26 protein-coding genes are annotated in these 25,149 nt (G+C 64.6%); 13 read left to right on the top strand and 13 right to left on the bottom strand.

The window, feature by feature from the left end; all coding sequences use genetic code 11:
• Positions 1–108 precede the first annotated feature (108 nt).
• Entirely contained in the window at positions 109–1,137 is a 1,029-nt protein-coding gene (locus SPR01S_RS13065; RefSeq protein ID WP_066590280.1) for an aspartate-semialdehyde dehydrogenase, read from the bottom strand.
• A 111-nt stretch (positions 1,138–1,248) separates the two neighbouring features.
• Between SPR01S_RS13065 and SPR01S_RS13060 the strand changes: the two genes are divergently transcribed.
• Both SPR01S_RS13060 and SPR01S_RS13055 read left to right on the top strand, forming a co-directional pair.
• Positions 1,249–2,484, top strand: coding sequence for a cysteine desulfurase-like protein (locus tag SPR01S_RS13060; protein WP_066590279.1), 1,236 nt, complete (start codon positions 1,249–1,251; stop codon positions 2,482–2,484).
• Between the two features lie 96 nt (positions 2,485–2,580).
• Positions 2,581–2,790 carry a hypothetical protein gene (locus SPR01S_RS13055; protein WP_066590278.1) on the top strand — a complete coding sequence of 70 codons (210 nt, stop codon included), beginning with the start codon at positions 2,581–2,583 and terminating at the stop codon, positions 2,788–2,790.
• Positions 2,791–2,807: 17 nt separating this feature from the next.
• On the opposite strand, the gene SPR01S_RS13050 is transcribed toward SPR01S_RS13055, so the two are convergent.
• The 3 genes from SPR01S_RS13050 to gatC are packed head-to-tail and all read right to left on the bottom strand — an operon-like array spanning position 2,808 to position 5,017.
• The gene (locus tag SPR01S_RS13050) at positions 2,808–3,188 is read right to left on the bottom strand and encodes a hypothetical protein (RefSeq protein WP_066590277.1); all 381 of its coding nucleotides are present in this window, start codon (positions 3,186–3,188) and stop codon (positions 2,808–2,810) included.
• Between the two features lie 57 nt (positions 3,189–3,245).
• On the bottom strand, positions 3,246–4,730 hold the full coding sequence (gene gatA, locus SPR01S_RS13045) for an Asp-tRNA(Asn)/Glu-tRNA(Gln) amidotransferase subunit GatA (RefSeq protein ID WP_066590276.1): 1,485 nt from the start codon (positions 4,728–4,730) through the stop codon (positions 3,246–3,248).
• Positions 4,730–5,017 (bottom strand): Asp-tRNA(Asn)/Glu-tRNA(Gln) amidotransferase subunit GatC, encoded by a 288-nt coding sequence (gene gatC / locus SPR01S_RS13040; RefSeq protein ID WP_066590275.1) that lies wholly within the window; start codon positions 5,015–5,017, stop codon positions 4,730–4,732. The genes gatA and gatC overlap by 1 nt, the downstream gene beginning before the upstream one ends.
• A gap of 86 nt (positions 5,018–5,103) precedes the next feature.
• Between gatC and SPR01S_RS13035 the strand changes: the two genes are divergently transcribed.
• The gene (locus SPR01S_RS13035) at positions 5,104–6,255 is read left to right on the top strand and encodes a DUF3089 domain-containing protein (protein WP_066590274.1); all 1,152 of its coding nucleotides are present in this window, start codon (positions 5,104–5,106) and stop codon (positions 6,253–6,255) included.
• Positions 6,252–6,719, top strand: a complete 468-nt coding sequence (gene ruvX / locus SPR01S_RS13030) for a Holliday junction resolvase RuvX (protein ID WP_066590273.1) — start codon at positions 6,252–6,254, stop codon at positions 6,717–6,719. Before SPR01S_RS13035 ends, ruvX begins: the two co-directional genes overlap by 4 nt.
• Here the strand turns inward: ruvX and SPR01S_RS13025 are convergent.
• The gene (locus SPR01S_RS13025; protein ID WP_066590270.1) at positions 6,710–7,612 is read right to left on the bottom strand and encodes a helix-turn-helix domain-containing protein; all 903 of its coding nucleotides are present in this window, start codon (positions 7,610–7,612) and stop codon (positions 6,710–6,712) included. The two genes, ruvX and SPR01S_RS13025, sit on opposite strands and share 10 nt — an antisense overlap.
• A gap of 123 nt (positions 7,613–7,735) precedes the next feature.
• Positions 7,736–8,641 (bottom strand): helix-turn-helix domain-containing protein, encoded by a 906-nt coding sequence (locus SPR01S_RS13020; RefSeq protein ID WP_066590267.1) that lies wholly within the window; start codon positions 8,639–8,641, stop codon positions 7,736–7,738.
• 119 nt (positions 8,642–8,760) lie between these two features.
• On the opposite strand from SPR01S_RS13020, the gene SPR01S_RS13015 reads away from it, so the two are divergent.
• Together SPR01S_RS13015 and SPR01S_RS13010 are read left to right on the top strand one after the other, a co-directional pair.
• The gene (locus tag SPR01S_RS13015; RefSeq protein ID WP_066590266.1) at positions 8,761–9,750 is read left to right on the top strand and encodes an aspartate carbamoyltransferase catalytic subunit; all 990 of its coding nucleotides are present in this window, start codon (positions 8,761–8,763) and stop codon (positions 9,748–9,750) included.
• On the top strand, positions 9,747–10,937 hold the full coding sequence (locus tag SPR01S_RS13010) for a dihydroorotase (protein WP_066590264.1): 1,191 nt from the start codon (positions 9,747–9,749) through the stop codon (positions 10,935–10,937). The genes SPR01S_RS13015 and SPR01S_RS13010 overlap by 4 nt, the downstream gene beginning before the upstream one ends.
• Positions 10,938–10,996: 59 nt before the next feature.
• Here SPR01S_RS13010 and SPR01S_RS13005 read toward each other — a convergent pair whose 3' ends face one another.
• The 3 genes from SPR01S_RS13005 to SPR01S_RS12995 are packed head-to-tail and all read right to left on the bottom strand — an operon-like array spanning position 10,997 to position 13,689.
• Positions 10,997–12,328: an SPOR domain-containing protein gene (locus SPR01S_RS13005; RefSeq protein ID WP_066590262.1), complete on the bottom strand. Its 1,332-nt coding sequence runs from the start codon at positions 12,326–12,328 to the stop codon at positions 10,997–10,999.
• A 16-nt stretch (positions 12,329–12,344) separates the two neighbouring features.
• The gene (locus SPR01S_RS13000) at positions 12,345–12,950 is read right to left on the bottom strand and encodes a hypothetical protein (protein ID WP_084251161.1); all 606 of its coding nucleotides are present in this window, start codon (positions 12,948–12,950) and stop codon (positions 12,345–12,347) included.
• Between the two features lie 13 nt (positions 12,951–12,963).
• Positions 12,964–13,689 (bottom strand): AAA family ATPase, encoded by a 726-nt coding sequence (locus SPR01S_RS12995; RefSeq protein WP_066590258.1) that lies wholly within the window; start codon positions 13,687–13,689, stop codon positions 12,964–12,966.
• Between the two features lie 269 nt (positions 13,690–13,958).
• Between SPR01S_RS12995 and SPR01S_RS12990 the strand changes: the two genes are divergently transcribed.
• Positions 13,959–15,104: an SPOR domain-containing protein gene (locus SPR01S_RS12990; protein ID WP_084251160.1), complete on the top strand. Its 1,146-nt coding sequence runs from the start codon at positions 13,959–13,961 to the stop codon at positions 15,102–15,104.
• Between the two features lie 287 nt (positions 15,105–15,391).
• Here the strand turns inward: SPR01S_RS12990 and serB are convergent, their stop codons facing one another.
• Positions 15,392–16,264, bottom strand: a complete 873-nt coding sequence (gene serB / locus SPR01S_RS12985) for a phosphoserine phosphatase SerB (RefSeq protein ID WP_066590256.1) — start codon at positions 16,262–16,264, stop codon at positions 15,392–15,394.
• A 111-nt stretch (positions 16,265–16,375) separates the two neighbouring features.
• Here serB and miaA point away from each other — a divergent pair, with 111 nt between their 5' ends.
• The 5 genes from miaA to SPR01S_RS12960 all read left to right on the top strand — a co-directional run bounded on the left by miaA (position 16,376) and on the right by SPR01S_RS12960 (position 21,536).
• Positions 16,376–17,302: a tRNA (adenosine(37)-N6)-dimethylallyltransferase MiaA gene (gene miaA, locus SPR01S_RS12980; RefSeq protein ID WP_066590254.1), complete on the top strand. Its 927-nt coding sequence runs from the start codon at positions 16,376–16,378 to the stop codon at positions 17,300–17,302.
• A 79-nt stretch (positions 17,303–17,381) separates the two neighbouring features.
• Positions 17,382–19,130, top strand: a complete 1,749-nt coding sequence (locus tag SPR01S_RS12975; RefSeq protein ID WP_066590283.1) for an acetolactate synthase 3 large subunit — start codon at positions 17,382–17,384, stop codon at positions 19,128–19,130.
• A 98-nt stretch (positions 19,131–19,228) separates the two neighbouring features.
• Positions 19,229–19,744 carry an acetolactate synthase small subunit gene (gene ilvN, locus SPR01S_RS12970; protein ID WP_066590250.1) on the top strand — a complete coding sequence of 172 codons (516 nt, stop codon included), beginning with the start codon at positions 19,229–19,231 and terminating at the stop codon, positions 19,742–19,744.
• Positions 19,745–19,857: 113 nt separating this feature from the next.
• Positions 19,858–20,877 (top strand): ketol-acid reductoisomerase, encoded by a 1,020-nt coding sequence (ilvC, locus tag SPR01S_RS12965; protein WP_066590248.1) that lies wholly within the window; start codon positions 19,858–19,860, stop codon positions 20,875–20,877.
• A gap of 56 nt (positions 20,878–20,933) precedes the next feature.
• A complete protein-coding gene (locus tag SPR01S_RS12960) occupies positions 20,934–21,536 on the top strand; it encodes a TMEM175 family protein (RefSeq protein ID WP_245661992.1) in 603 nt (200 codons plus the stop codon).
• Here SPR01S_RS12960 and SPR01S_RS12955 read toward each other — a convergent pair.
• The gene (locus tag SPR01S_RS12955; RefSeq protein WP_066590243.1) at positions 21,533–21,925 is read right to left on the bottom strand and encodes a BLUF domain-containing protein; all 393 of its coding nucleotides are present in this window, start codon (positions 21,923–21,925) and stop codon (positions 21,533–21,535) included. The two genes, SPR01S_RS12960 and SPR01S_RS12955, sit on opposite strands and share 4 nt — an antisense overlap.
• A gap of 257 nt (positions 21,926–22,182) precedes the next feature.
• Here SPR01S_RS12955 and leuA point away from each other — a divergent pair, with 257 nt between their 5' ends.
• On the top strand, positions 22,183–23,847 hold the full coding sequence (leuA, locus tag SPR01S_RS12950; RefSeq protein ID WP_066590241.1) for a 2-isopropylmalate synthase: 1,665 nt from the start codon (positions 22,183–22,185) through the stop codon (positions 23,845–23,847).
• Between the two features lie 81 nt (positions 23,848–23,928).
• On the opposite strand, the gene SPR01S_RS12945 is transcribed toward leuA, so the two are convergent.
• Both SPR01S_RS12945 and SPR01S_RS12940 read right to left on the bottom strand, forming a co-directional pair.
• Positions 23,929–24,531, bottom strand: a complete 603-nt coding sequence (locus tag SPR01S_RS12945) for a hypothetical protein (protein ID WP_157082245.1) — start codon at positions 24,529–24,531, stop codon at positions 23,929–23,931.
• A 94-nt stretch (positions 24,532–24,625) separates the two neighbouring features.
• Complete coding sequence (locus SPR01S_RS12940; RefSeq protein WP_066590234.1) at positions 24,626–25,147, bottom strand: DUF1993 domain-containing protein; 522 nt, start codon at positions 25,145–25,147, stop codon at positions 24,626–24,628.
• Positions 25,148–25,149: the final 2 nt, after the last annotated feature.

Genomic DNA, 25,149 nt, shown 5'->3' with positions numbered 1-25,149 from the left:
CGTCCCGTCCTCGCCGCTATGCGGCTGCGGCCCCTCCACCAAGCCGCTTCGCGTCTTGGTCCCCCTCCCCATCTTCGATGAGGAGGATTTTCTAAAGGGCAGCTGCCGTCAAGCCGCCTTCTGAAGATGCCTACGCCCGAGCAACTCCGCGATCTGCACCGCGTTCAGCGCGGCGCCCTTGCGGAGATTGTCCGACACGCACCACAGCGACAGGCCGTTATCGACGGTCGAATCCTCGCGGACGCGGCTGACGAACGTGGCATATTCGCCGACGCATTCGACTGGCGTGACGTAGCCGCCATCCTCATGCTTATCGACCAGCATCACGCCGGGCGCCTCGCGCAGGATCGACTTGGCCTTGGCCGCCGAAATCTCGTCCTCGAACTCGATGTTGATCGCTTCCGAATGGCCGACGAATACGGGCACGCGGACGCAGGTCGCGGTGACCTTGATCTTGGGATCGAGGATCTTCTTGGTCTCGACGACCATCTTCCACTCTTCCTTGGTCGACCCGTCCTCGAGGAACTTGTCGATGTGCGGAATGACATTGAAGGCGATCTGCTTGGTGAACTTGGACGGCTCGGCCTGGTCGCCGACAAAGATGTTGCGCGACTGTTCGAACAGTTCGTCCATCCCCGCCTTGCCCGCGCCGGACACCGATTGATAGGTCGCGACGACGACGCGCTTGATTGTCGCGGCATCGTGGAGCGGCTTCAGTGCCACGACCATCTGCGCGGTCGAGCAGTTCGGGTTCGCGATAATGTTCTTCTTGGTATAGCCGTTGATCGCGTCCGGGTTCACCTCCGGCACGATCAGCGGCACGTCGGGATCCATCCGGTAGAGCGACGAATTGTCGATCACCGTGCAGCCCGCGGCGGCGAAGCGCGGCGCGTGGATCGCGGTCGCCTCGCTGCCGATCGCAAACAGCGCCATGTCCCATCCAGTCGGATCGAAATGGTCGATATTCTGGATCTTGAGGGTTTTGCCGGTCTCACCGAAGTCGATAATATCGCCGGTCGAGCGCGACGACGCCAGCACGGCGATCTCGTCGGCGGGAAATTCCCGCTCGGCCAGGATGTTCAACATTTCGCGCCCGACATTGCCGGTCGCGCCAGCGACGACCACACGGTAACCCATCACTTCGATCCCAATTTTGCGTAACCACCCTTGCGGCGGCGCTTGCTCTTTAGGCTCCACAGGTAAGAATGGAAGCGCGCAATTTCTTGTCGTCCCAGCAAGGTCAGGTTGATGCAGAATTTCCCGATCGATGCCGTCCGGTCGCATTTTCCCGCTCTGTCGCGGGAAGTCGACGGTCAGCCGGCAGCCTATTTCGACGCTCCCGGCGGTACGCAGGTCTGTGACGCAGCGATCCGGGCGATGACGGCGCATCTGACCGATGGCACCGCCAATTCGGGCGGGCCGTTCGTCACCTCGGTCGAAACGGACCGCCTGTCCGCAGGCGCGCATGCGGCGATCGCCGACCTCCTTGGCGCCCAGCCCGACGAGATCGCATTCGGGCCGAATATGACATCCCTGACCTTTGCTGTGTCGCGCGCGCTCTCCCGCGATTGGGATGAAGGCGACGAGCTGATTGTCACGCGGCTCGACCACGACGCCAATGTCGCGCCGTGGCTGCAGGTCGCCGAAGATCGCAACATGACGGTGCGCTGGCTCGATTTCGATCCGGCGAGCGGCCGCTGGACGCTCGACGACCTTGCCGCATTGCTGGGACCGAAGACGCGGCTGGTGGCGTTCGGCGTCGCCAGCAACGCGCTCGGCACGGTCAATCCGGTCGCCGAGGCGGCAAAACTCGTTCGCGGGCGGAGCGACGCCCTCGTCTATGTCGATGCGGTGCAATCGGTCCCGCATCTGGTCACCGATGTAGCCGCGATGGGCGCGGATTTCGTCGCCTGTTCGCCGTACAAATTCTTCGGGCCGCACCAGGGCGTGCTGTGGATGAACCCGCGCCTCGACGATCGCGTCCGCGCCTATAAGGTCCGCCCGGCCGGTGACGAGGGCGCGCATCGCTTCGAGACCGGCACGCCGTCGTTCGAGGGCCAGGCCGGCGTATTGGGTACGATCTCCTATCTCGAATGGCTGGGCGAAGCCGCCGATCCCAGCGCGAATAGCCGGCGCTCGCGGCTGGTCGCGGCGATGACTGCCGCCACAGCCTATGAGCATGAGCTAGGCAACCGCCTGCTCGCCGGGTTCGCGACGATCCCAGGCCTTCGCCTCTGGGGGCCGCCGACGATGGAGGGGCGCGTCCCGACCTTTTCGTTCACGCTTTCCGGCCATGCGGCGCCGGAGATCGCGCAACATCTGGCGAAATGCGGCATCTTCGCCTGGGCCGGCCATTTCTATGCGGTCGAAGTCCTCGCCCGGCTCGACCTGACCGACAAGGGCAGTCTCCTCCGCGTCGGTCTATGCCATTACAATACCGCTCAGGAGGTCGACCGGCTGATCGCAGCGCTGAGCGAAATTTAGCGCCCGCCACTGTCGGGTAAATTTACAGGTAACCATCTTCGTTAATCCGAAACGACGCATTTCCGCCATTGGCACGGCTCATGCTTAACCAAGCGCATGTTCGCCAAGATCGCCCGCCTGTTCGTCATCAAGACCAAGTTCGAGGCCTTCATGGTGATTTACGGCCTCGGGCTCGGCGCAGTCGAGCGCGGGGTTCATTACGTCCAGCAATATCCGGGGTTCGGCGGCTGGATGTTGTTTTCGGTCTGCCCGATCGCGGTGTTCATGGCCGGGGCGCGGATATTGGATTCTGTCGAGCGGAACTGATCGGCTGGAAACGGAGGCTATCCCAGAAGATAGACCAGCGCTTCGTCTTCGCTTTCGAACAGCCCGATCTCGCGGTCGCCGATCGTCCGCCGCACCTGGATCTTGTTGAGCCCGTAACGCGCGATGATCGCCAACCGCCGGGGCTTGAGCGGCACGGTGTCGGTCGTATGTTGGACCATCCCGACGACATCCGCAGGCTGAGCATCGAGCGCGCGGGCGTCGATCAGAAAGTTGTGGACGCCCGAAGGCACGCCGAGCGACCGTACGGCTGCCTGCTCCTCGGCGGCGATGCGCTCCACATCCTCCGGGACCATGAAGCCCGCCAGCCGCAGGGTTACCAGCAATCGCGTCGCATCGACCGAGATTGCGTGTTGCGCCTGTTTGCCTGGCGTTGGCATCAATCGAACTCCGGCATTGTCAGACTGGGATATTGGCGCGTCTCAAGCGGCGCCGGTCTACCACCAGGCTTCGGGCCGCGCGTTGAACCCGGCGCGCTCCTCGATCGCGAGGCACGCATCGAGCACGCCCTGCTCGTCGAGCGCCTTGCCGATCACCTGGAGCCCGAGCGGCAGCCCGGCCTTGTCGAGGCCGCCAGGCACCGACATCGCCGGCAGGCCCGCAAGGCTCGACGGCACGGTGAAGACGTCGTTCAAATACATCGCGATCGGATCGGCCGACTTCTCGCCCAGCGCGAACGCCGCCGACGGCGCGGTAGGGGTGAGCAGCAGGTCGCAGGTCTCCCAGGCCCGGTCAAAATCGCGCGCGATCAGCGTGCGGACCTTCTGCGCCTGGGTGTAATAAGCGTCGTAAAAGCCAGCCGACAGCACATAGGTGCCTATCAGGATGCGGCGCTTGACCTCCGCCCCGAAGCCGGCCGCGCGGGTCGCGGCGTACATTTCCTGGAGGTTGGCGCCCTCCGGCAAGTCGCGCAACCCGTAGCGCACGCCATCATAGCGCGCGAGGTTGGACGACGCCTCAGCCGGAGCGATGATGTAATAAGCCGGCAGCGCATATTTGGTGTGCGGCAGCGACACCTCGACCACCTCGGCGCCAGCATCCTTCACCCAGTCGATGCCCTGCTGCCAGAGCGCCTCGATCTCGGCAGGCATGCCGTCGACACGATATTCCTTCGGGATACCGATCCGCTTACCCGCCAGGCTGGCGTTGAGGCCGGCTTCCCATTTGGGCACGTCGAGCTGGAGGCTGGTCGAATCCTTGGGATCGAATCCGCTCATCGCCTCGAGCATGATCGCGCAGTCCCGCACGTCGCGCGCCATTGGTCCGGCCTGATCGAGACTCGAGGCGAAGGCGATGATGCCCCAGCGTGAGCAACGGCCATAGGTCGGCTTGATCCCGGCGATGCCCGTGAAGGCCGCAGGCTGGCGGATCGAGCCGCCGGTGTCGGTCCCGGTCGCCGCCGGGCACAAACGCGCCGCGATCGACGCCGAGCTGCCGCCCGAGGAGCCGCCGGGCGCGAGCGGAGCGTTGCCGCCGTCTGCGCGCCGCCAGGGCGAGATCACGTTGCCGAAATAAGAAGTTTCGTTCGACGACCCCATCGCGAACTGATCCATGTTGAGCTTGCCCAACATGCCCGCGCCCGCGTCCCACAATTTCTGGCTGACGGTCGATTCGTATTCGGGCTTGAACCCCTCGAGGATATGGCTCGCCGCCGCCGACTGCACGCCCTTGGTGCAGAACAGGTCCTTCATGCCGATCGGCACGCCGGCCAATGGCTTGAGCGTCTGGCCAGCCGCACGTGCGGCGTCGGCTTCCTTGGCCGCGGCGATGGCGTGGTCTGGCGTCTCGACCAGAAAGGCATTGAGCTGCTTGGCCTTGCTGACGGCGACGATGTGCGCGTCGGCGACTTCGCTCGCCGAGAACGTGCCGGCACGCACGCCATCGCGCAATTCGCGGACGCCGAGATCGGTGAGGTTCGTCATTATTCGATCACCTTGGGCACGGTGAAGAAGCCATGTTCGGCCTGTGGCGCATTGGCCAGCACGGCGTCGCGCTTGCCGCCGTCGGTGACGGCGTCGTCGCGCAACCGCAGCGTGTTGGCGATGACCGCGGTCATAGGTTCGACGCCGGTACAGTCGACCTCCCCCAATTGCTCGATCCAGCCCAGGATGTTGTCGAGTTCAGGCGCGATCTTCGCGACCTCCTCGTCGGTGATCGCGATGCGGGCGAGGCTCGCGATCTTCTTCACGGTTGCAGCGTCTACGGACATGGCCGCGCGGCTAGCAGAGCGGCCGCCACGATTGCAACCGCCGCGACGATGAGGCACGGGACCCGGACGGCAATCGGAGCGCGTTCTTGGCCCGCAAATTCCTGTATTTGATGATCGTCCTGATCCTGCTCGTCGGCGCAGGGGCGTTCGTTTATCGCTTCTACGGCAAAGACCTGATGAAGGCGGCGTTGATCCCCAGCGCGCACTTCGAAGGTGGGCCGGTCACCCCTTCGCAAGCGTATGAAAAGCCCGCGATGTGGTTCGCGCGGCCGGACATCCCGAACAATCCCGCGCTGTGGACGCCGGCCGATTTCAAACCGGGCGAGAACCCGCCGGCCGCGGTCTTCTTCATCCACCCGACCTCTTATATCGACCGCGCGCACTGGAACGCGCCGCTCGACGATGCCCAGGCCAATAATACCGCGGCGGTCTTCCTGCGCGGCCAGGCTTCGGCTTTCAACGAAACCGGCGAGATTTGGGCGCCGCGCTATCGCCAGGCGACGTTCGGCGCGTTCCTGACCAGCCGGGCCGACGCGCAGAAGGCGCTCGATTTCGCCTATCGCGACGTGCTCGCGGCGTTCGACGAATTTCTCAAGGAACTGGGTCCGGATCGTCCGATCATCCTGGCCGGGCACAGCCAGGGCGCGCTGCACCTCGAACGCTTGTTGCGCGAGCGGGTCGCGGGTCGGCCGCTCGCGAAGCGGATCGTCGCGGCCTACGTGGTCGGATGGCCGATCTCCAAGCTCCATGACCTTCCCGCGCTCGGTCTGCCCGAATGCGTGACCGCCGGGCAGGCCGGCTGCATCCTGTCGTGGCAGAGCTTCGCCGAACCCGCCGATCCATCGATGATTACCGACGTCTACGACGCCACCACAGGATTCGACGGCAAGCCGCGCAAGGGCACCGACATGGTCTGCACCAATCCGATCACCGGAACGCCGAATGCGGCCGCCAAACTGACGGCCAATCTCGGAACGCTGATTCCGTCCAAGGATTTGGGCAGCGCGACCTTGGGCGTACCCGGCGTCCCCGCCAAATGTTTCGGGCGCGGATTTCTGTCGATCGGCCAGCCGGTCAATCTCGGCGGCTATGTCCTGCCCGGCAACAATTACCACGTGTTCGATTATTCGATGTTCTGGGTGAACATCCGAAAGGACGTCGCGCGGCGTTTTGCGACCTTCGCAAGCGGCAAGCCCGCAACGGCTTCCGCCCCTGCCCCGACCGCCCCGCGCCGATGATCACCGAGGATCGCGCTGCGTTCCGGACCGCGTTGCCCGACGGCGGACGCCTGCTCGGGCTCGACGTCGGCACCAAGACGATCGGCACCGCCCTATGCGATGCCGGCTGGAGCTTCTCCAGCCCCGCCGAGCTGATCCGCCGCACCAAGTTCACTGCCGACAAGGCGGCGCTGGCCGCGCTGGCGGTCGCTCAATCGGTCAAGGGCATCGTCGTCGGCCTGCCGCTCAACCTCGACGGCACCGATTCGCCGCGCACCCAATCGACCCGCGCCTTTGCGCGCAACATCGCCGATCTCGGCCTGCCGATCCTCCTTTGGGACGAACGCTGGTCGACCCAGGCGGTCGAACGCCAGATGATCGCCGAGGATCTGAGCCGCGCCAAACGCGCCGAGCGCGTCGACAAGCTGGCGGCGAGTTACATTCTGCAAGGTGCGATCGACGGGCTTGTTTCCGTTCAGCCCTGATCGCCCTGCCCATCCTGCTGGATATGCAGGCCCTGGACCGGCGCGCCGAGCACACGGTGGCGTTCCTCCGCTGCCCGGCGCAGCGCCTCGCGCGGCAGGCGAAAATAGGCGAGCGGGGTCATCCCCATACAGGCCTTGAAGTCGCGATTGAAATGAGCCTGGTCGTAATAAGCGGAATCGATCAGGTCGCCGAGCGGCTGGTCGAGCCGGTCGCGGACCTTGGCCAAAGTCCGCAGAAAGCGCTGACGGCGCAGCAGTCGCACCGGCGGAAACCCGAACACCGTGGTACAGACGCGGTGCAGCGTGCGCTGTTCGATCCCCAGTTGCTCGGCGAGATCCCCGACCTGGTCGACCGTTCCCGACAGCAGCGCCTGCTGCACCCGGACCGCCAGTTCGCGGTACGCGCTCTGCGATGCCGGCCGCGCGTCGAGGATCGTATCGAGAATTGCGACGCGCTCCGCGTCGGTGCGCGCTTCGAGCAGCCGCGAAAGGATGGCCGGACCCGACGGGCCCAATTGTCTATCGAGCGGAACAATGAGGTTGGCGACGTCCGACGCGTCGCTACCGATCAGCGTCAGCCAACCAAGCGGCGTCAGGCCGATGCCGAATGCCAATCCGCCATCGGTCATGAAACGCCGCGCGCGATCTGTAGGGCCGAACAACGCGGCGCGGGTCGGCTCGATCGTTTCCCTGCCTTCGCCACTCTCGAAGCGCCACACGCCGTTGAGCGCGAACCTGATATTAGCCCATTCGGGGTGGGTGAAATCGTCGAGCGGCCCGGCGGATTCGAGAAAATAATAGGACGTGACGAGCGGACGCAGCCCTTCGGGAGGCAGGTAGAAGCGGATTTCCGGCGCGCCGCGCGGCGCACCGGTCGCAGGCGGACCGGTCATATTTTTCCCTTGCGTCCGTTTTGTCCAAAAAAGAACGCTGAGGTAAGCCCCTAATAATCGATCCGTTGGGTACGCGCAGCGCGACCGGTCGCCCGGCGTCACGGCCAAAAGCCGCCTTCTGCGTCAGTTTCGCTCTCGGCCCATCGCCTGGGACGGTTCGCGCCGATCCCCACGCCACCGATCGGACACACCGTCATTGGCTTGCATCACGCGATCGACGATGTCGTGCGGCATCCCGAAATAGGCGCGTGGCGTCATGCCCATATACGCCTTGAACTCACGGTTGAAATGCGCCTGATCGTAATAGCTTGAATCGATCAGCTTACCGATCGGCTGATCCCGCCGATCCCGCATCAGGTTCAGCGTCCTCAGGAAACGCTGGCGGCGCAGCAGGCGGACCGGAGGGAAACCGAATGCGGAAGTGCAAACGCGCAAGAGCCTGCGATGCTCGACGCCGACTGTCTCGGCCAAATCGGCGACATCCTCGATTTTTCCAGACTGGATGGCATCCTGGACCTGCGCGGCGATCGCACAATAGGCGTTCTGTCGCGTCGGCCTGTCGCGGAGGATCGCGTCGAGGATCGCTACGCGCTCGGAGTCGTCGGACGCGCCGGCAAGACGTCCCAGGATTTCAAGTCCGGACGGACCCAATTGCCTCCCCAACGGGAGAATCAGGTTGGCAAAGTCCGACGCATGCCCACCGATGAACGTAAGCCAGCCTGTCGCCGTGAGCCCGACTCCCATGAGCAGCCCGCCATCGGTGGCGAAGCGACGGGCGCGATCGCTGGGGCCGAACAGAGACGCGTTGGAAGGTTTGATCGCCGCCTTGCCGTCATTGCTCCCCAGCCTCCAAACGCCCTCGATCGCAAACCGGATATTGGCCTGTTCGGGCGGCGCGAAATCGGCCAACGGACCCATCGATTCGAGAAAGTAATAAGACGAAACGAGCGGGCGCAGGCTTTCGGCAGGCGCGTAGACGCGGATATCGACGGCATCGCGCTGAGCGCTGATCGTTTGAACGTTGGCCATCCTCCACCGACCCCCTAGGATTATCAGGAGCGTGCAGAGGAGCCGCAAACGGCCCTGAAGACTATCAGTGATGTTGCGGACTTGCACCGCACCTCAGGCGGGTTTAGGCGACGGCTTTAATGCGACATTCCGATCATCGTCCCGCCGCCCTTATCGAGGGCGGTGCCGTCTTTCCGCACCGGCACCTGACGGGCATTTCCGGCCTGCAACCACACGAGATCGCGTTCCTGCTCGATGAAGCGGAACAATGGGTCGAGGCGAACCGCAACCGCGCCAAGCCCGACAAGCGGCTCGACGGCCTCACCCTGATCAATGCGTTCTTCGAGAATTCGACGCGGACGTTGCTGTCGTTCGAGATCGCGGGAAAGCGGCTCGGCGCCGATGTCGTCAACATGGCGGTCGCGCAGTCGAGCGTGAAGAAGGGCGAAACGCTGATCGACACCGCGATGACGCTCAATGCGATGCGCGCCGACGTCATCGTCATCCGCCACTCGAGCTCGGGCGCGGTCCGGCTGATCGCCGGCAAGGTCGATTGCCCGGTACTCAACGCCGGCGATGGCAGCCACGAACACCCGACCCAGGCACTGCTCGATGCGCTCACGATCCGGCGCCGGCGCGGCAGCATCGCGGGACAGCGCGTGGTGATTTGTGGCGATATCCTGCACAGCCGCGTGGCGCGGTCGAACATCCTGGCGCTAACCGCGCTCGCGGCTGAAGTCCGGGTGGTGGCGCCTGCCACGCTGATGCCCGCGGCAATCGAACGTATGGGGGTGACGCCCTATGCCGATTTCGACGCCGCGCTGGCCGGTGCCGACGTAGTGATGATGCTGCGCCTTCAGAACGAGCGGATGTCGGGGGCGTTCATTCCCTCCACTCGCGAATTCCACCTGCGCTACGGGCTAACCCTTGATCGGCTGGCGCTCGCCAAGCCCGACGCGCTCGTAATGCATCCGGGACCGATGAACCGCGGCGTCGAGATCGATTCGAATGTCGCCGACCATATCGAGCGATCGGCAATCACCGAGCAGGTCGAGATGGGCGTCGCGGTACGGATGGCGTGCCTGGACGTGCTGACCCGGCGCGCGCGCAAGGTGGAGGGCTGGGCATGACCGCCTTGCGCTTCGTCAATGCCCGGATCGTCCGCCCCGACGGAGTCGCCGATGGCGAATTGCACGTCGTCGGCGATCGTATCGTCGATGCTGCCCCCAACGCGGAAGTCATCGATTGCCGGGGTAAGCTGCTGGCACCGGGGATAGTCGACCTCGGCGTGTTCGCGATAGATCGCGAGGCATTCCGCGCCGGCGGCATCGTCCGCGTCGGGCTGATGCCCGATCAGTCGCCGGTGCTGGACGACCCCGGCATCGTCCAGCGCGCGTCACTGGTCGGCAAGCCGTTGCTGTGGATCCACCCGATCGCGGCGGCGACCAAGGGCCTGCAAGGCGCCGATCTCGCCGAAATGGCGATCATGAAAGGCGCGGGCGCCAGGGCGGTCGGTACCGGACGGCGCTGGATCGCCGATTCGGGCGTGATGCGCAAGGTGCTGGCCTATGCGCGCGACCTCGACCTGACTGTCGTTGCACATGCCGAGGACGGCGGCCTGACCGGCAACGCTGTCGCGACCGAGGGCGAAGCCGCAACGCGGCTCGGCCTGCCCGCCGCGCCCTCAATCGCCGAGGCGCTGGCGATCGCGCGCGACCTCGCCTTGGCCGAGGAGACAGGCGCGCGACTCCATTTCCGCCAGGTCACTACGGCGGCCGGGTTCGAGTTGGTTCGGGCGGCGAAACGTCGCGGTGTCCAGGTGACGTGCGGCGTCACTCCTGCGCATCTGCTGCTGTCCGACAATGCGATGAGCGATTTCCGCACCTTCGCCCATCTGTCCCCTCCCCTGCGGTCGGAAGAGGATCGCAAGGCGGCGCTGGTCGCGGTGGCGGACGGGACCATCGACGTGCTGTGCTCGGGCCATGATCCGCGGGGACCCGAGGAAAAGCGCCTGCCCTTCGCCGACGCGTCCCCCGGAGCGTCGGCCGCGGAGACGCTGCTCGCGCTGGGCCTGGGACTCGACCTGCCGGTCGAACGACTGTTCGCGATGCTCGCGATAAATCCGGCCAGCGTGCTGGGTGTCGATACCGGCAGGCTGCTACCCGGCCAGCCCGCCGACCTGATGCTGCTCGATCCGCAAGCATCCTGGCAAATCCGCGGCGAGGCGATGAAAGCAAGGGCCGGCAACACGCCTTTCGACGGGTTGCCGACCCAAGGAAAAGTGCTCCGCCTGTGGAAGGGCGGAAAGGAAATTTAGGCTTAGCGAAGAAGTCCTCTCCCGCTTGCGGGAGGGGGTTTGAAGAAAAGGGCTTTTCCTTACTTCTTCCAGCTCACCGCCTGATCGCCGGCATTTTCGCGGACGAAGCAGGTGCCGCCCTTCGCGCGATAGCTCGCGCAGAGCTGCGCGGCGCCGGCGCGGTCGAACCCGCCGACCGACAGGCGATAGAAGTTCTTGCCCTTGACCGTCACCGACATGCCCGTGGGAGCATGGCCGGCGAAGCCGGAATAAGCGCGTGAGGCCCGGGCCCAGGCATCACGGGCGACGCCCGTGCTGTCATAGGCACCGAGCTGGACATAGTAATTGCCCTTGCTCACGCTGACCTTGGCGGCGCCCGGGGTGGTTGGAGCAGCCATGGGTTTGACGAATACTGCGGCCTTGATGGCCGTTTTCGGCGCCTTGATGAGCGGCGCCTTGCTGCCGACCGCCGGCTGGGCCGGCAACGGCTGAACGACTTCGGCACGCGGCCCGAATACCACCGTGCTGACCGCAGGCGCGGGCGAGACGGAAGCGACCGCAGCCGGAGCGGCAGTGCCGGTGCTGACCGGCGCGGATGCGACCGCAACCTCTTCCGGCGCCTTCGGCATATAGGCCTCGACCGGCGCAGGCGCGCTGGCGACGACCGGCGTGCTGGCATTGAGCGCGAGCGCGACCGGCTGGCCGGGATCGGCCGCCGGCGTCACACCGAGCAAGGAAGCCACCTGATCGTAACGCGATGCGGGACGCGCAAAGGCTGCCCATTCGGTGATCCGCTTGTCGGTATCGGCCGGCGACAGATCCATGCCGGCGACCATGCGGGCGTCCTGCCAACGCCCGGCGAGCGCCAGGCTGAGCGCCAGATTCTGACGCAGCTTGGCGTCGGCACCAGGCTGTTTCGCGACCGGCAACAGAAGATTGACCGCGCTGATCGGGTCACCCGCAAGCGCCATGGCGAGACCGCGGTCGCTGACAGGGATCGATCCCGAATTGCTGTCCAACGTCTGGCGTGCGCCGGTCCAATCGCCTTCGGCGATCTGGGCGAGCGCCAGGTTGAGCGCGACCTTGCCATCGCCCGGCGACAGAGTCAGCGCATCGTTGAAGGTGGTGCGGGCCGACGCGAAGCGACCGGCGAGCAGATAGGCCTGGCCGAGCACGGCGCGATAGTCTGCGATTTGCGGACGGAGTTCCACCGCGGCCTCCGCCCAACGCACGGCGTCGTTGCCCTGGCGGTCGGCCAGCGCGTTGCGCGCCTTGGCGATATCCGTTGCCGCAGCCTTGTCATCGACCACACTCGACTTCGAGCCGGCGAGCGCGGCGCCCTGATAGATGCCGCCCAATGCGGCGCAAAGCGCGACCGCCGAGAGCCCCATCGTCAATCGCTTCGACTTCATCGCAACGTCCCCCAATTCACCCCTTGGCCCGGGTCGGCAGCTGGCGTGCCAGCTCGGCGACTTCGGGCAGCGATTCCAAAAAGGCGTCGAGCGCCCCGGTAACAATCTGTTGGGCCGAACGGCCGGTGACCGCGCTGGCCAGGCGCAGCCGCAAATGGCGCTCCTCGTCCAACCGCAACGTAAACGCGGCCTTGTGCTTATGCTTGGTGGCGCGCGCGATCCGACTCGCCGCCGTGACCGAAACCGGGCGCGGTTCGAATGTTTCGAGCACGGGTACCGGCGCGGTGACCAAGGTCTCGACCGGCGCCTCGTCCGAAAGCTCGGCTTCCTCTTCGGGCAGTTCCTCGAGCACCGGCTCGAATTCCTGTTTCAACGCGTGGCGCTGCGCCAGTACCGGCGGCACGCCCTCGGGCGGCGGCTGGATCTGGTCGTCCTCGTGCAGAGGATGAACGTCGGCGATCGGCTCGGGGATATGCCCCATGTCGTTCCAGCCGAGATCCTCTAGCCCGGCCAGCGATGCATAACCGCCGGTGAAACCTTGCGGACGCATCGCCGGACGCGCCTGGCCCTTGCGGGCGAGCAGGCCGGAGGACAAAGAAGCAAAAGGCTTGGGTTCGCTCATCATCGCGCCACCCTTAGCTCATCACTCGGCGGCCGAAGCCGCCACCGCCGGCTTGCGGACGCGCGCCGAAACCCGGGTGCTGCATCGCGGTCGGGGCCGAGAAAACCGTGCGACGGAAATTCTTCTCCAAGCGATCGGAGATATAGGCCCAAAGCTCGGTGATTTCGGCCGCCGAACGGCCCTTGGGATCGATTTCCATCACCGTGCGGCCATCGATCATTGAGGCGGCGAAATCGGTGCGGTGGTGGATCGTGATCGGAGCGACCGTGCCGTGCTGCGACAGCGCGACAGCGGCTTCCGACGTGATCTTGGCCTTCGGCGTCGCGCCATTGACCACGAAGATCAGCGGCTTGCCGGCACGCTCGCACAAATCGACGGTGGCGCCGACCGCGCGCAAGTCATGCGGCGACGGACGCGTCGGAATGACGATCAGCTCGGCCACCTGGATGACGCTCTGGATCGCCATGGTAATGGCTGGCGGGGTATCGATCACCGCCATCTTGAAGCCCTGCTGGCGCAGGACTTCCAGATCGGCGGCGAGCCGCGCCACCGTGGTCTGGGCGAAGGCGGGAAATTCCGTCTCTCGCTCATTCCACCAATCCGACAGCGATCCCTGGGGGTCGATGTCGATCAGCACAACGGGGCCGGCTCCGGCGAGCTGTGCCTGCACCGCAAGGTGCCCAGACAGCGTCGTCTTGCCCGATCCGCCCTTCTGCGATGCCATCGCGAGAACGCGCATTGATCCTGTTACTCCCCGCTATTCGAGAAGCGAGGTGCCACGAGGCGAGCTAAGAACAGGTTAACGGCGCGATATTCAGTTGGGACCCGAAACGATCATGGAGTCAGTTTGAAAGCGCGCTGGACGCGCGTTCGGCGGCATCTGCCCGCCGCAGAACTCGCTCTTTCGCGAGTTTTCGGACGGACTCATGACTAACCTTTTCTTTGCCATTCGGCCGTTACAGCGCGATATCATCCCTGAAAGTGTATTTTGGGCGGGACACAAGTAACATGCGAACGCTGATCGGCGCTGCGGCGCTTTCCCTTGCTGCTATCGCGGCGACTGTCGGCATCGGCGCGCCGGCCATGGCCGACACCAAGGCTGGGGTCGATGCCTGGAACCGCGGCGACTATAGGGCGGCAGTCGACGAGTGGCGCAAGGCCGCGATCGCCGGCGACGCCGACGCCCAGTTCAATCTCGGCCAAGCCTATAAGCTCGGGCGCGGCGTGCCGGTCGATCTGGCGATGGCGGAAAGCTGGTATCGCAAGGCGGCGCTGCAAGGCCACGCCCAGGCCGAGGACAATTACGGCCTCGCGCTGTTCCAGGACGGCAAGCGTGCAGAGGCGGTGCCGTGGCTCGAGAAGTCGGTTGGGCGTGGCGAACCGCGCGCCGAACTCGTGCTCGGCACGATGCTGTTCAATGGCGACGGGGTCGAGCGCGACTGGGTGCGCGCTTATGCGCTGATGACCCGCTCGTCGGGCGCCGGCCTGCCCCAGGGATCGCAGACGCTCGCCGAGATGGACAAATATATTCCCGCCGACCAGCGTCAGCGCGGCATCGAACTCGCGCGCAAAATGGATGCGCAGGTTGCGAGCAACAGCAATTACGGCTCAGAGATTACCGGCGGCGGCCCCGTCGGTCGCACCATCGCGCCGACCGACGTTCCGCCGTCTTCGGTGCCGGGGCCGGTTTATGGACTGCCCGGCACCAGCTATCCGGCGCCCGGCAAGGGATCCAGACCGGGCAAGAACAAACCGCCGGTCCTGACGGCCAATCCGCCGCAGACTTACAATCCGAGGCCCGCCTACACTCCCGGACCGGCCAACCCTCCGCCTCCTGCGTCGACGGCCCAGCCTGCCCCGCGCCCGAAGCCGGTGCCCGTCCGGCCCGCGCCGGAACCTGCACCCGTTGCGGTCGCGAGCGGCGGCGGCTGGCGCGTCCAGTTCGGCGCCTTCCGCGACGAGGGCAATGCCAAGACCCTGTGGACGCGGCTCAAGGGCGAGGTCGGCGGTCTTGCCGGCATGCAGCCTTATCTGCGCCGCGTCGGGCCGATCACCAAACTCCAGGCCGGCCCGATCCGTTCTCAGGCCGATGCGGTCCGATTGTGCGGCACGGTCAAGCGCGCCGGGTCGGAGTGCGTGCCGGTCAGGCCGTAACGCCAGGGGCCCCGCAACCGCATCAGGCGGCCGGACCGATATAGCCCGGCCCATAAACCGCCTGGCGGATGTCGTGGTGCAATGTGCCGTCGAACGGGATGACCTGGACGAAGAACACCGCGGCAAGACCTCCAGCGATTGTGAAAGTTCGCTATTCTAAATCGACGTCTTCTGTCCAACAGCCGGATCGCGGTAAGTCCGCTCCCAGGAAAGATGACCAGCTCCTCTCCGGCTTGCAGGAGAGGTCTTTTATCTCGCCAGTCGATTGCTATGCGCGAGAATTATATTCAGACCCCCGCCCAGTCCTTCCGCGCGACACCCTGGGCGAACAAAAGCGTCGTCAGATCACCATGGTCGATCCGCGCACCCGCCGCCGCGGCGACGACCGGCTTGGCGTGATAGGCGACCCCCAGCCCCGCTTGCGTGATCATCGCCAGATCGTTGGCGCCGTCGCCGACCGCCAGCGTCTCCGCGCGCGACAGGCCGAGGTCGAGCACGGCCTCTGACAAGGTCGCCAGCTTGGTCGATGCATCGACGATCGGCTTGGTCACGGTGCCGGCGAGCTTGCCCTCGGCGATTTCGAGCACATTGGCGATCGCGCGGGTGAAGCCGATCTCCGCGGCGACCGGCTCGGCGAAACGGGTGAAGCCGCCCGACACCAGGATCGCGGTCGCTCCCCAGCCGCGCATCGTGCGGACCAGTTCGCGCGCACCGGGCATGATCTTGACTCGCTCGGCGAGGCAGCGTGCGATCACCGCCTCATTGAGTCCCCTCAGCAAGGCGACCCGCGCATCGAGCGCTTCGCCGAAATCGAGGTCGCCGCGCATCGCCGCTTCGGTCACCGCGGCAATCTCCGTCTTTATCCCGGCATAATCGGCCAGCTCGTCGATGCATTCGACCGTGATCATCGTCGAATCCATGTCGGCGACGATCAGTCCTTTGCGGCGATGTTCGGCCGGCTGAACGACGACATCGTAACCCTGCCCTTCGAGCGCGATGCGCGCGGCGCCGGGATCGCGACCGAACTGGAGATCGATCGCCTCCCCTTCCTCGACCCAGACGTGCGCCACGGGCAGGCAACCGGCGGCGTCGAGCCGGTCGCGCGCGGCAGTGATCTCGCCCTGGGGCAGATCGGGAGCTATCAGGGTCGCGATGAACAAGCCGGGTCTCCTTGAAGCCGCCGCCCTACCCGTTCGGGTCGCGCGAAGTCGAGACACGTTTAATTGTCGGGTGGCAGTCGTCGACTTGGTCCGAAGCGAACGGGCCTAGGAATGGCAAGCTTGCCGAAAGTCGCGTTGATCGCCGGCCCGACCGCCAGCGGGAAGTCCGCGCTCGCGCTGCAATTGGCGGAACGGCTTGGCGGCACGATCATCAACGCCGACAGCGCGCAAGTCTATCGCGACCTGCGCGTCGTTACGGCCCGCCCCTCGCCCGAAGAAGAAGCGCGCGCGCCGCATCGCCTGTTTGGCCATGTCGATGCCGCCGATACCGGCTATTCCGCTGCGCGCTGGGCAGCCGAAGCGCGGGTCGAGATCGACCGCGCGTTGGCCGCCGACGGTATGCCGATCCTGGTCGGCGGCACCGGACTCTATCTCCGGACGCTGATCGACGGAATCGCCCCGGTGCCCGAGATCGATCCTGCGATCCGCGCCGAGGTCCGCGCGATGAACCTCCCCGATGCCTATGCGGCACTTACCGCTGTCGACCGGGCTGAAGCGGCAAGGCTTAACCCGGCCGACACCACCCGCATCTGCCGCGCGCTGGAGGTCGTCCGCTCGACCGGGCGCCCGATCGCTGATTGGCGGCGCGAGCGGGTCGGCGGGATCGGCGAGCGCATAGATCTGGTCGCTACGATCCTGCTGCCACCGCGCGATTGGCTGAACGACCGCATCGACCGCCGCTTTGCCGCGATGGTCGATACCGGCGCCTTGGAGGAAGTGGCGACACTGATTGCCCGCGAGGACGTGCCGCTCGACGCCCCGATCCGCCGCGCCATCGGCATGCCCGAACTCGCCGCCGCTGTGCTCGGAGAGATCACACTGGCCGACGCGATCGAACGCGCCAGCCTCGCCACCCGCCAATATGCCAAGCGGCAATATACCTGGTTCCGTAATCAGCCCCCAGCGGACTGGATTCGAGCGCAAGAGACAGATAGTTTCAAACTTTATGACGAAATAGCAATAAGAGTACAGCATTGACGGTTGACGCGTAGTTTTCATGCACGTAGAGCCGCCCGTCTGCAATCATGTTGCGTATGCGAAGAAGGAGGACATTGTCGTGGCCGAAAAAAGTGGAGCCGATATTCTGGTCGAGGCGCTGTGCGATCTCGGCGTGGAAGTCGTGTTCGGCTATCCCGGCGGCGCGGTGCTTCCGATCTATGACGCGATCTTCAAGCAGAAGCGGTTGCGGCATATCCTGGTCCGCCACGAACAGGCCGCGACGCACGCGGCGGAGGGCTATGCGCGCTCGACCGGCAAGCCCGGCGTGGTGCTTGTTACCTCCGGCCCCGGCGCGACCAATGCGGTCACCGGCATCACCGATGCGCTGATGGATTCGATCCCGATGGTGGTCATCACTGGCCAAGTCGCGACCCACCTGATCGGATCGGACGCGTTTCAGGAGGCCGATACGGTTGGCATCACACGGCACTGCACCAAGCACAATTACCTGGTGAAGGATCCGGCCCGGCTGGGCGCGACGGTCCATGAGGCGTTCCATATCGCAACGTCGGGTCGTCCGGGGCCGGTCGTCATCGACATTCCCAAGGACGTCCAGGTTGCGACCGCCAAATATACCAAACCCGGTCCGATCCAGCACAAGACCTATCGCCCGCAAATGAAGGCCGATCCGGCTGTGATCGAGCAGCTCGTCGACATGCTGGCGGCGGCGGAGCGCCCGATCCTCTATACCGGCGGCGGCATCATCAATTCCGGACCTGCCGCGTCGCAATTGCTGCGCGAGTTGGCCAGGATAACCGGCGCGCCGGTGACCTCGACCTTGATGGGCCTGGGCGCCTTTCCCGCCTCCAGCCCGCAATGGCTCGGCATGCTCGGCATGCATGGAACCTATGAAGCGAACTGGGCGATGAACCAGGCGGACCTGATCATCGCGCTGGGTTCGCGGTTCGACGATCGCGTCACCGGACGGCTCGACGCCTTTGCGCCCAATGCCCGCAAGGTTCATGTCGATATCGACCGATCGAGCATCAACAAGACAGTGCGCATCGATCTCGGCATCGTCGCCGATGTCGGTCATGTGCTCGAGGACATGGTCCGCGTGTGGAAAGCGCGCCAGCACCCCAAGCCCGACACCAGCGAGTGGTGGCGCCGGATCGAGGGCTGGCGTGCGGTCAAGAGCCTCGATTTCCCCGAAGGCGACGGCAAGGAGATCATGCCCCAGCGCGCGATCCGCGCCTTGTGGGAAGCGACCAAGGACCAGTCTCCGATCATCACCACCGAGGTCGGGCAGCACCAGATGTGGGCGGCGCAGCATTTCGATTTCGAGGCGCCCAACAAATGGCTGACCTCGGGCGGGCTCGGCACGATGGGCTATGGCCTGCCCGCCGCGATCGGCGCGCAGCTCGGCAATCCCAAATCGCTGGTCATCGATATTGCCGGCGAAGCGTCGATCCAGATGAATATCCAGGAGCTGGCGACGGCGACGCAATATCGCCTGCCGGTCAAGATCTTCATCCTCAACAACGAATATATGGGCATGGTCCGCCAGTGGCAGGAGCTGACCTATGAAAGTCGCTATTCGGAAAGCTACTCGGACAGTCTGCCCGATTTCGTGAAGCTCGGCGAAGCCTATGGCTGGAAGGGCATCCTGATCGAGGAGATGTCGCAGCTCGACGGCGGCATCGCCGACATGATCGCGCATGACGGCCCGGTGATCGTCGACTGCCGCGTCGCCAAGCTGGCGAATTGCTTCCCGATGATCCCGTCGGGCGCGTCGCACGTCGAGATGATCCTGCAAACCGACAAGGTGGCGGGTACGCTCGACGACGAAGCCAAGGCGTTGGTCTAGTGTTTACCGTCATCCCAGCGAAAGCTGGGATCTCGTGCCGCAAGCGCACACCATTATAACAGGGAGACCCCAGCTTTCGCTGGGGTGACGATCCAAAGGTGCACATCAAAGAAGAGAAAGCCGAGCGTCACACGCTCGCGGTGATCGTCGACAACGAGCCGGGCATCCTGGCGCGGATCGCCGGCCTGTTCACCGCGCGGGGCTATAATATCGAGAGCCTGACGGTGAGCGAGATCACCGAGGACAAGCAGGTCAGCCGGATCACCATCGTGACCTCGGCGAGCAGCCATGTCCTCGAACAGATCGTCGCGCAGCTCGATCGGCTGGTACCGGTCCACAAGGTCCGCGACCTGACCACCGAGGGCGCGCATGTCGAGCGCGAATTGGCGCTGGTCAAGGTGCGCGGCACCGGCGAAGCGCGGATCGAGGCCTTGCGCCTGGCCGAAGTGTATCGCGCACGCGTGGTCGATGCGACGATATCGAGCTTCGTGTTCGAGGTGACCGGCGGCACCGAGAAGATCGACAAGTTCGTCGAACTGATGAACGAGGTCGGCCTGATCGAGGTGGCGCGGACCGGTATCGTCGCCATTTCGCGGGGGAAGGACGCGGCGTAGCGATCGGCAGATCGCGTCATCCCAGCGAAAGCCGGGATCTTGCGCCACCAGGGAATCAACTCATGAGATGCCAGCTTTCGCTGGCATGACGGTTAAGTTCGAAAGGGAATCAAATGCGTGTCTATTACGATCGCGACGCCGATCTGAACCTGATCACCGACAAGAAGATCGCCATCGTCGGCTATGGCTCGCAGGGCCATGCCCATGCCCAGAATTTGCGCGACAGCGGCGTCAAGGACGTGGCGATCGCGCTGCGCGAAGGCTCGGCCACCGCGAAGAAGGCAGAGGGCGCCGGGTTCAAGGTGCTGTCGAACAAGGACGCGGCCAAATGGGCCGATATCCTGATGATCCTCGCCCCCGACGAGCACCAGGCCGCGATATGGGAGAATGACCTCAAGGGCAATATGCGCCCGGGCTCGGCGATCGCCTTCGCGCACGGCCTCAACGTGCATTTCGGTCTGATCGAGGCACCGTCGGATATCGACGTGATCATGATCGCGCCCAAGGGCCCCGGCCACACCGTGCGCAGCGAATATGTCCGCGGCGGTGGCGTTCCCTGCCTGATCGCGATCCATCAGGACGCGAGCGGCAACGCACATGACATCGCGCTCGCTTACGCTTCAGGCGTCGGCGGCGGCCGGTCGGGCATCATCGAAACCAATTTCAAGGAAGAGTGCGAAACCGACCTGTTCGGCGAACAGGCTGTGCTGTGCGGCGGCATCACTCACCTGATCCAGGCCGGGTTCGAGACGCTCGTCGAGGCAGGTTACGCTCCCGAGATGGCCTATTTCGAATGCCTCCACGAAACCAAGCTGATCGTCGACCTGCTCTATGAAGGCGGCATCGCCAACATGCGCTATTCGATCTCGAACACCGCGGAATATGGCGACATCACCACCGGCCCGCGGATCATCACCGACGAGACCAAAGCCGAGATGAAGCGCGTGCTGGCAGACATCCAGTCGGGCCGTTTCGTCAAGAATTTCGTCCTCGACAATCGCGCCGGCCAGCCCGAGCTCAAGGCCGCGCGCAAGGCGGCAGCCGCTCACCCGATCGAAAAGATCGGCAGCGAGCTGCGCGCGATGATGCCATGGATCGGCGCGAACAAGTTGGTCGACAAGGAAAAGAACTGACGCGCAGCTGATTTCGTCTAAACCGGCCCCGTCATCAACGCGGGGCCGGAGGTGGAATGAGCGAAGTCGGGGAAGGCAGGCCGGGGATCGGCCGTGTCGAGGCTTTTTCGGACGGGGTGCTGGCGATCATCGTCACCATCATGGTGCTCGAATTGCATGCACCCGAACTGCCGGGTCTCGACAAGCTGGTCCACCTCTGGCCGGTCTTCCTCGCTTATGTGCTGAGCTTCGCCTATGTCGGCATCTATTGGGCGAACCACCATCGGTTATTCAGCCACGCCATGCGGGTCACCAACCTGCTGATCTGGCTGAACCTCGGCCTGCTGTTCACATTGTCGCTGATCCCGTTCACCGCGGCCTATCTCGGCGAACAGCATTTCAGCCGCGAGGCGACGTTGGTCTACCTTGCGTCGATGGTCTTGCCCGGGGTGTTTTACGTGCCGCTACAGGGCGAAATCCGGCGCACCGGCGTTCAGGGCACGAGCGCCGATACCTATCATCGCCAGACCTCCCGCAAGGGCATTGCCGCGGTCTTGATCTATCTGGTCGGAGCGGCCCTGACCTTCCTGTCCCCGTGGCTCGGCATCGGCGCCGCGGCACTCGTCGCGTTCCTCTGGTGCCTGCCCAAGAGCCCGTTCGACGCGCTGTTCGGGGATTAGGCTGGTTGCAGCGCCCGGAAGTGCCGCACGGTCTCGTCCGACACGCCCGAGAGCAGCACGCGCAAGCGGTCATCGAACGCGTCGATCGATTCGCGGCGGTCGCGGTAGATCATCGTCCAGTCGCCGAACTCGCGACGCTCGATCGGCCGATCGACCAGAATCTCGATCTTGCGATGGCGACCGTCGTCATGGAGCCGCGCGAGCAGGTCCGAGATGCTGTCTACAGGGCCCTCGATCGCCTGCAGGAACTCGCTTTCCTGAGTGTAAAGCAACCCGGTTATGCCATCGATCCCGTTGCGCGCCACTGCCTGCCGCAGGATGCCGGGAATGTCGTCCGCGGCTCGGCCGCTATCGGCGGTTGTGGTGCTGCGATACACGATCTGACGCATACAATACTCCTTACAGGGCAGTGATACTGCCACAATGCGCTCGGCATGACGTTGCCGTGGATCAGTCTTTCGGGCTGGACTTTCTTAACCGTCAGCGGCTACGGCTGTTCGCGAGATGACGATCGGACTCGGCCTTACCCTGCTTCGACTTACGCGCCCTTAGGCGCGTAGTTCATCCCGCGTGCCGGCGACGGCGCGCACCGCGCCTAAGGGCCTGACCCTCCCCGCCGCTCCTGACGACGAGAAGAGCCATAGCCATGTTGCGCGATCCATCGACCAAATACCGCCCCTTTCCCCCCATCAACCTGCCCGACCGCCAATGGCCGTCGCGGACGATCACCAAGGCGCCGATCTGGCTGTCGACCGACATGCGTGACGGCAACCAGGCGCTGATCGATCCGATGGACGCCGAGAAGAAGACCCGCTTCTTCGACCTGATCGTCAAGACCGGAATCAAGGAGATCGAGGTCGGGTTCCCCGCGAGCGGCGCGACCGATTTCGATTATATCCGGGATCTGGTGCGATCGGGCCGCGTACCCGACGACGTCACGCTCCAGGTGCTGACGCAGGCGCGACGCGATTTGATCGAGACCACCTTCGACAGTTTGGTCGGCGCACCCAAGGCGATCGTGCATTTGTACAACGCGGTGTCGCCGGCTTGGCGCAAGATCGTGTTCGGCATGACAAAGGACGAGATCAAGGCGATCGCGATCGAGGGTGCCAAGATGCTGCGCGACTGCGCCGCGGCGCGGCCGGGGACTGATTGGCGGTTCGAATACAGCCCCGAAACCTTTTCGACTGCCGAAGTCGACTTCTCGGTCGAGGTTTGCGCCGCAGTGATGGACGTGCTCCAGCCGACGCCCGACAAGCCAATCATCTTCAACCTGCCGGCGACGGTCGAATGCGCGACGCCTAACGTCTATGCCGACCAGATCGAGCTGTTCGGGCGTACCATCCCGAATCGCGACAGCGTGATCATCAGCCTGCATACGCACAACGACCGCGGCACGGGGGTCGCGGCGGCGGAGTTGGGGCTGATGGCCGGCGCCGACCGTGTCGAAGGCTGCCTGCTGGGCAATGGCGAGCGGACCGGCAATTGCGACCTGGTGACGGTTGCGCTCAACATGTACACTCAAGGCGTTGATCCCGGGCTGGATTTCTCCGACATCGACCAGATCATCAATACCGTGACCTATTGTACCAACCTGCCGGTGCATCCGCGCCACGCTTATGCCGGTGAACTGGTCTACACATCGTTTTCGGGCTCGCATCAGGACGCGATCAAGAAGGGGTTCTCCGCGCGCGAGCGCCAGAACGACGATTATTGGGAAGTGCCCTATCTGCCGATCGATCCGGCCGACCTAGGCCGCAGCTACGAGGCGGTGATCCGAGTCAACTCGCAATCGGGCAAGGGTGGCGTCGCCTGGATCCTGGAGCAGGATAAGGGGCTGAAGCTGCCCAAACGCTTGCAGGCCGATTTCTCGAAGCATGTTCAGGCATTGGCCGACCAGACCAGCCGCGAACTCGATGCCGACGATATCTGGCAGCTCTTTCAACGCACCTACCTGCCTTATGGTGGCGAGCGCCTTCAGCTCCAGGCTTATGACGAAACCCGCGCTCCCAATGGCGAACGCATCTTCGCCGGCAGCATCGCGGAAACCGGCAGCGTCAAGTCGGTGAGCGGGCGTGGCAACGGCCTGATCTCCAGCGTGCTCGCCGGCATCCGCGACGGGTTCGGGATCGAACTCGAGGTCGTGGATTATGTCGAGCATGCGATCGGCCATGGCACGGATGTGCAAGCAGCCGCTTATATCGAATGCCGCGCGGCGAATGGCGGAACGGTCTGGGGTGTCGGCATCGACGAGGACGTCGCGACTGCGAGCGTCAGAGCCGTGTTGAGCGCTGCCAACCGCGCGGGGTGACGCTCAATTTGTGATGCCGCGACCGTCGCGGCATCCACTGCGCCTCACGTCGCCCAGATCTTTTGCAATGCGCAACCATGTTTACTTGGCCACGCGACGGAAGATCAACAGGCCGGACGTCTTAGGGCGCTTATCGGGCGTGGTGTTGTCCCAAACCATTGGAAAGCTACCGATGCGCAATTCGTCGCCGGACACCCAGCCACGTTCGTAGAGGTTCGTACCGATCGCCGGGAACGTCCATGGCGCGCAGGTCCGGCCCTCGACCGGTCGCGCGACACCGAGTTGCCAGCCGCCACCGAAACCGCAGCCCGAACCGGGATTGCGGGCATTATAGATCGTCACGACCTCGGGATCGTCCGGAGTCGTCGTGATCGCCTCGACCTTGTGATCGAAATCGGTCGCACCGCCGGCGCCGGGCGTCACTTTGGTCACGGCGCCGCGATAGTCCGTCCTGACGGTGGGCGTGTCGCAATTGCTGTGAGCATAGACTTGCGACGATGCGATGATCCTGCCGTGCCCGATCTCAAGCCGGGTGATAGAACCGTGTCGCCCGTTCTTGCCGATCGGCAGGCAAGTGGTCTGCCACGATCCTTCAATCCCGTTGCGCGCCACCCGCATGCCGCCGTACGGGATTGCGGGAACGGCGAGCGAAACTGCCAGCGCTCCAAGAATGACCCGCTTCATCTCCCCTCCTCTTAATGTGTCCGGTTCATCTTGTAGCTGATCTGCGAACAGATGCCGGCGCTGCTCTCGCCGCCGGGAGGTGGTCACCGAAAGATCACACCTTCGTGCGCGGGCGGCCCATGAAGTCTCGTTTGCCCAGCTTGACGCCTTTCCACCGCAGGATGTCGTAGGCGGTCGTCGCGTGGAAATAGAAATTGGGTTGGGAGAAGGAGAGCAGGAAGTCTTCGGCGGTGAACGGCATCGTCCTCTCGCCCATCGTGAAGCGCATATCGCGGCCGACGAACCCATTGATCTCGTCGGGATCGAGCGCTTCGACCGCAGCGAGCGCATGATCGATCGCCTCGCGCAAACCGTCGAAGCTCGTTGGCCATGGAGACCTGTCGGGCGAGAAGACGCCGGCCCGTACGCCTTCGATCGCCCCGATCGAGTGCGCCGAGCACGATTTCACCTGATAGCCAAAGGGCAGCATGTCGTCGGCGAGCCGCGCGTTGTGCAGGTCGTCCGGATCACAGCCGGTCTCGGCGCAATGCGCCTCCGCCTTGTCGAGCAGTCCACGCACCGCTCCAAGAATTTGCACATAATTGGGAACGACGGCGGAATAGAGCGACAGCGTCATAT

This window comes from Sphingomonas pruni NBRC 15498, assembly GCF_001598455.1.
In the GTDB taxonomy this organism is placed as follows: Bacteria; Pseudomonadota; Alphaproteobacteria; order Sphingomonadales; family Sphingomonadaceae; genus Sphingomonas; species Sphingomonas pruni.
Note: the sequence above shows the minus strand (reverse complement) of the source record. Positions and strands in the feature narration are given on the sequence as shown.

Coding starts and splice junctions, on each gene's coding strand:
- SPR01S_RS12955 (WP_066590243.1), bottom strand. CDS start 21,925: ATGCGTCAGATCGTGTATCGCAGCACCACAACCGCCGATAGCGGCCGA.
- SPR01S_RS13055 (WP_066590278.1), top strand. CDS start 2,581: ATGTTCGCCAAGATCGCCCGCCTGTTCGTCATCAAGACCAAGTTCGAG.
- SPR01S_RS13050 (WP_066590277.1), bottom strand. CDS start 3,188: ATGCCAACGCCAGGCAAACAGGCGCAACACGCAATCTCGGTCGATGCG.
- SPR01S_RS13015 (WP_066590266.1), top strand. CDS start 8,761: ATGCGACATTCCGATCATCGTCCCGCCGCCCTTATCGAGGGCGGTGCC.
- SPR01S_RS13060 (WP_066590279.1), top strand. CDS start 1,249: ATGCAGAATTTCCCGATCGATGCCGTCCGGTCGCATTTTCCCGCTCTG.
- leuA (WP_066590241.1), top strand. CDS start 22,183: ATGTTGCGCGATCCATCGACCAAATACCGCCCCTTTCCCCCCATCAAC.
- SPR01S_RS13020 (WP_066590267.1), bottom strand. CDS start 8,641: ATGGCCAACGTTCAAACGATCAGCGCTCAGCGCGATGCCGTCGATATC.
- gatC (WP_066590275.1), bottom strand. CDS start 5,017: ATGTCCGTAGACGCTGCAACCGTGAAGAAGATCGCGAGCCTCGCCCGC.
- SPR01S_RS12960 (WP_245661992.1), top strand. CDS start 20,934: ATGAGCGAAGTCGGGGAAGGCAGGCCGGGGATCGGCCGTGTCGAGGCT.
- ruvX (WP_066590273.1), top strand. CDS start 6,252: ATGATCACCGAGGATCGCGCTGCGTTCCGGACCGCGTTGCCCGACGGC.
- ilvC (WP_066590248.1), top strand. CDS start 19,858: ATGCGTGTCTATTACGATCGCGACGCCGATCTGAACCTGATCACCGAC.
- miaA (WP_066590254.1), top strand. CDS start 16,376: ATGGCAAGCTTGCCGAAAGTCGCGTTGATCGCCGGCCCGACCGCCAGC.
- gatA (WP_066590276.1), bottom strand. CDS start 4,730: ATGACGAACCTCACCGATCTCGGCGTCCGCGAATTGCGCGATGGCGTG.
- SPR01S_RS12940 (WP_066590234.1), bottom strand. CDS start 25,147: ATGACGCTGTCGCTCTATTCCGCCGTCGTTCCCAATTATGTGCAAATT.
- SPR01S_RS12945 (WP_157082245.1), bottom strand. CDS start 24,531: ATGAAGCGGGTCATTCTTGGAGCGCTGGCAGTTTCGCTCGCCGTTCCC.
- SPR01S_RS13005 (WP_066590262.1), bottom strand. CDS start 12,328: ATGAAGTCGAAGCGATTGACGATGGGGCTCTCGGCGGTCGCGCTTTGC.
- SPR01S_RS12995 (WP_066590258.1), bottom strand. CDS start 13,689: ATGCGCGTTCTCGCGATGGCATCGCAGAAGGGCGGATCGGGCAAGACG.
- SPR01S_RS13010 (WP_066590264.1), top strand. CDS start 9,747: ATGACCGCCTTGCGCTTCGTCAATGCCCGGATCGTCCGCCCCGACGGA.
- SPR01S_RS13025 (WP_066590270.1), bottom strand. CDS start 7,612: ATGACCGGTCCGCCTGCGACCGGTGCGCCGCGCGGCGCGCCGGAAATC.
- SPR01S_RS13000 (WP_084251161.1), bottom strand. CDS start 12,950: ATGAGCGAACCCAAGCCTTTTGCTTCTTTGTCCTCCGGCCTGCTCGCC.
- SPR01S_RS13065 (WP_066590280.1), bottom strand. CDS start 1,137: ATGGGTTACCGTGTGGTCGTCGCTGGCGCGACCGGCAATGTCGGGCGC.
- SPR01S_RS12990 (WP_084251160.1), top strand. CDS start 13,959: ATGCGAACGCTGATCGGCGCTGCGGCGCTTTCCCTTGCTGCTATCGCG.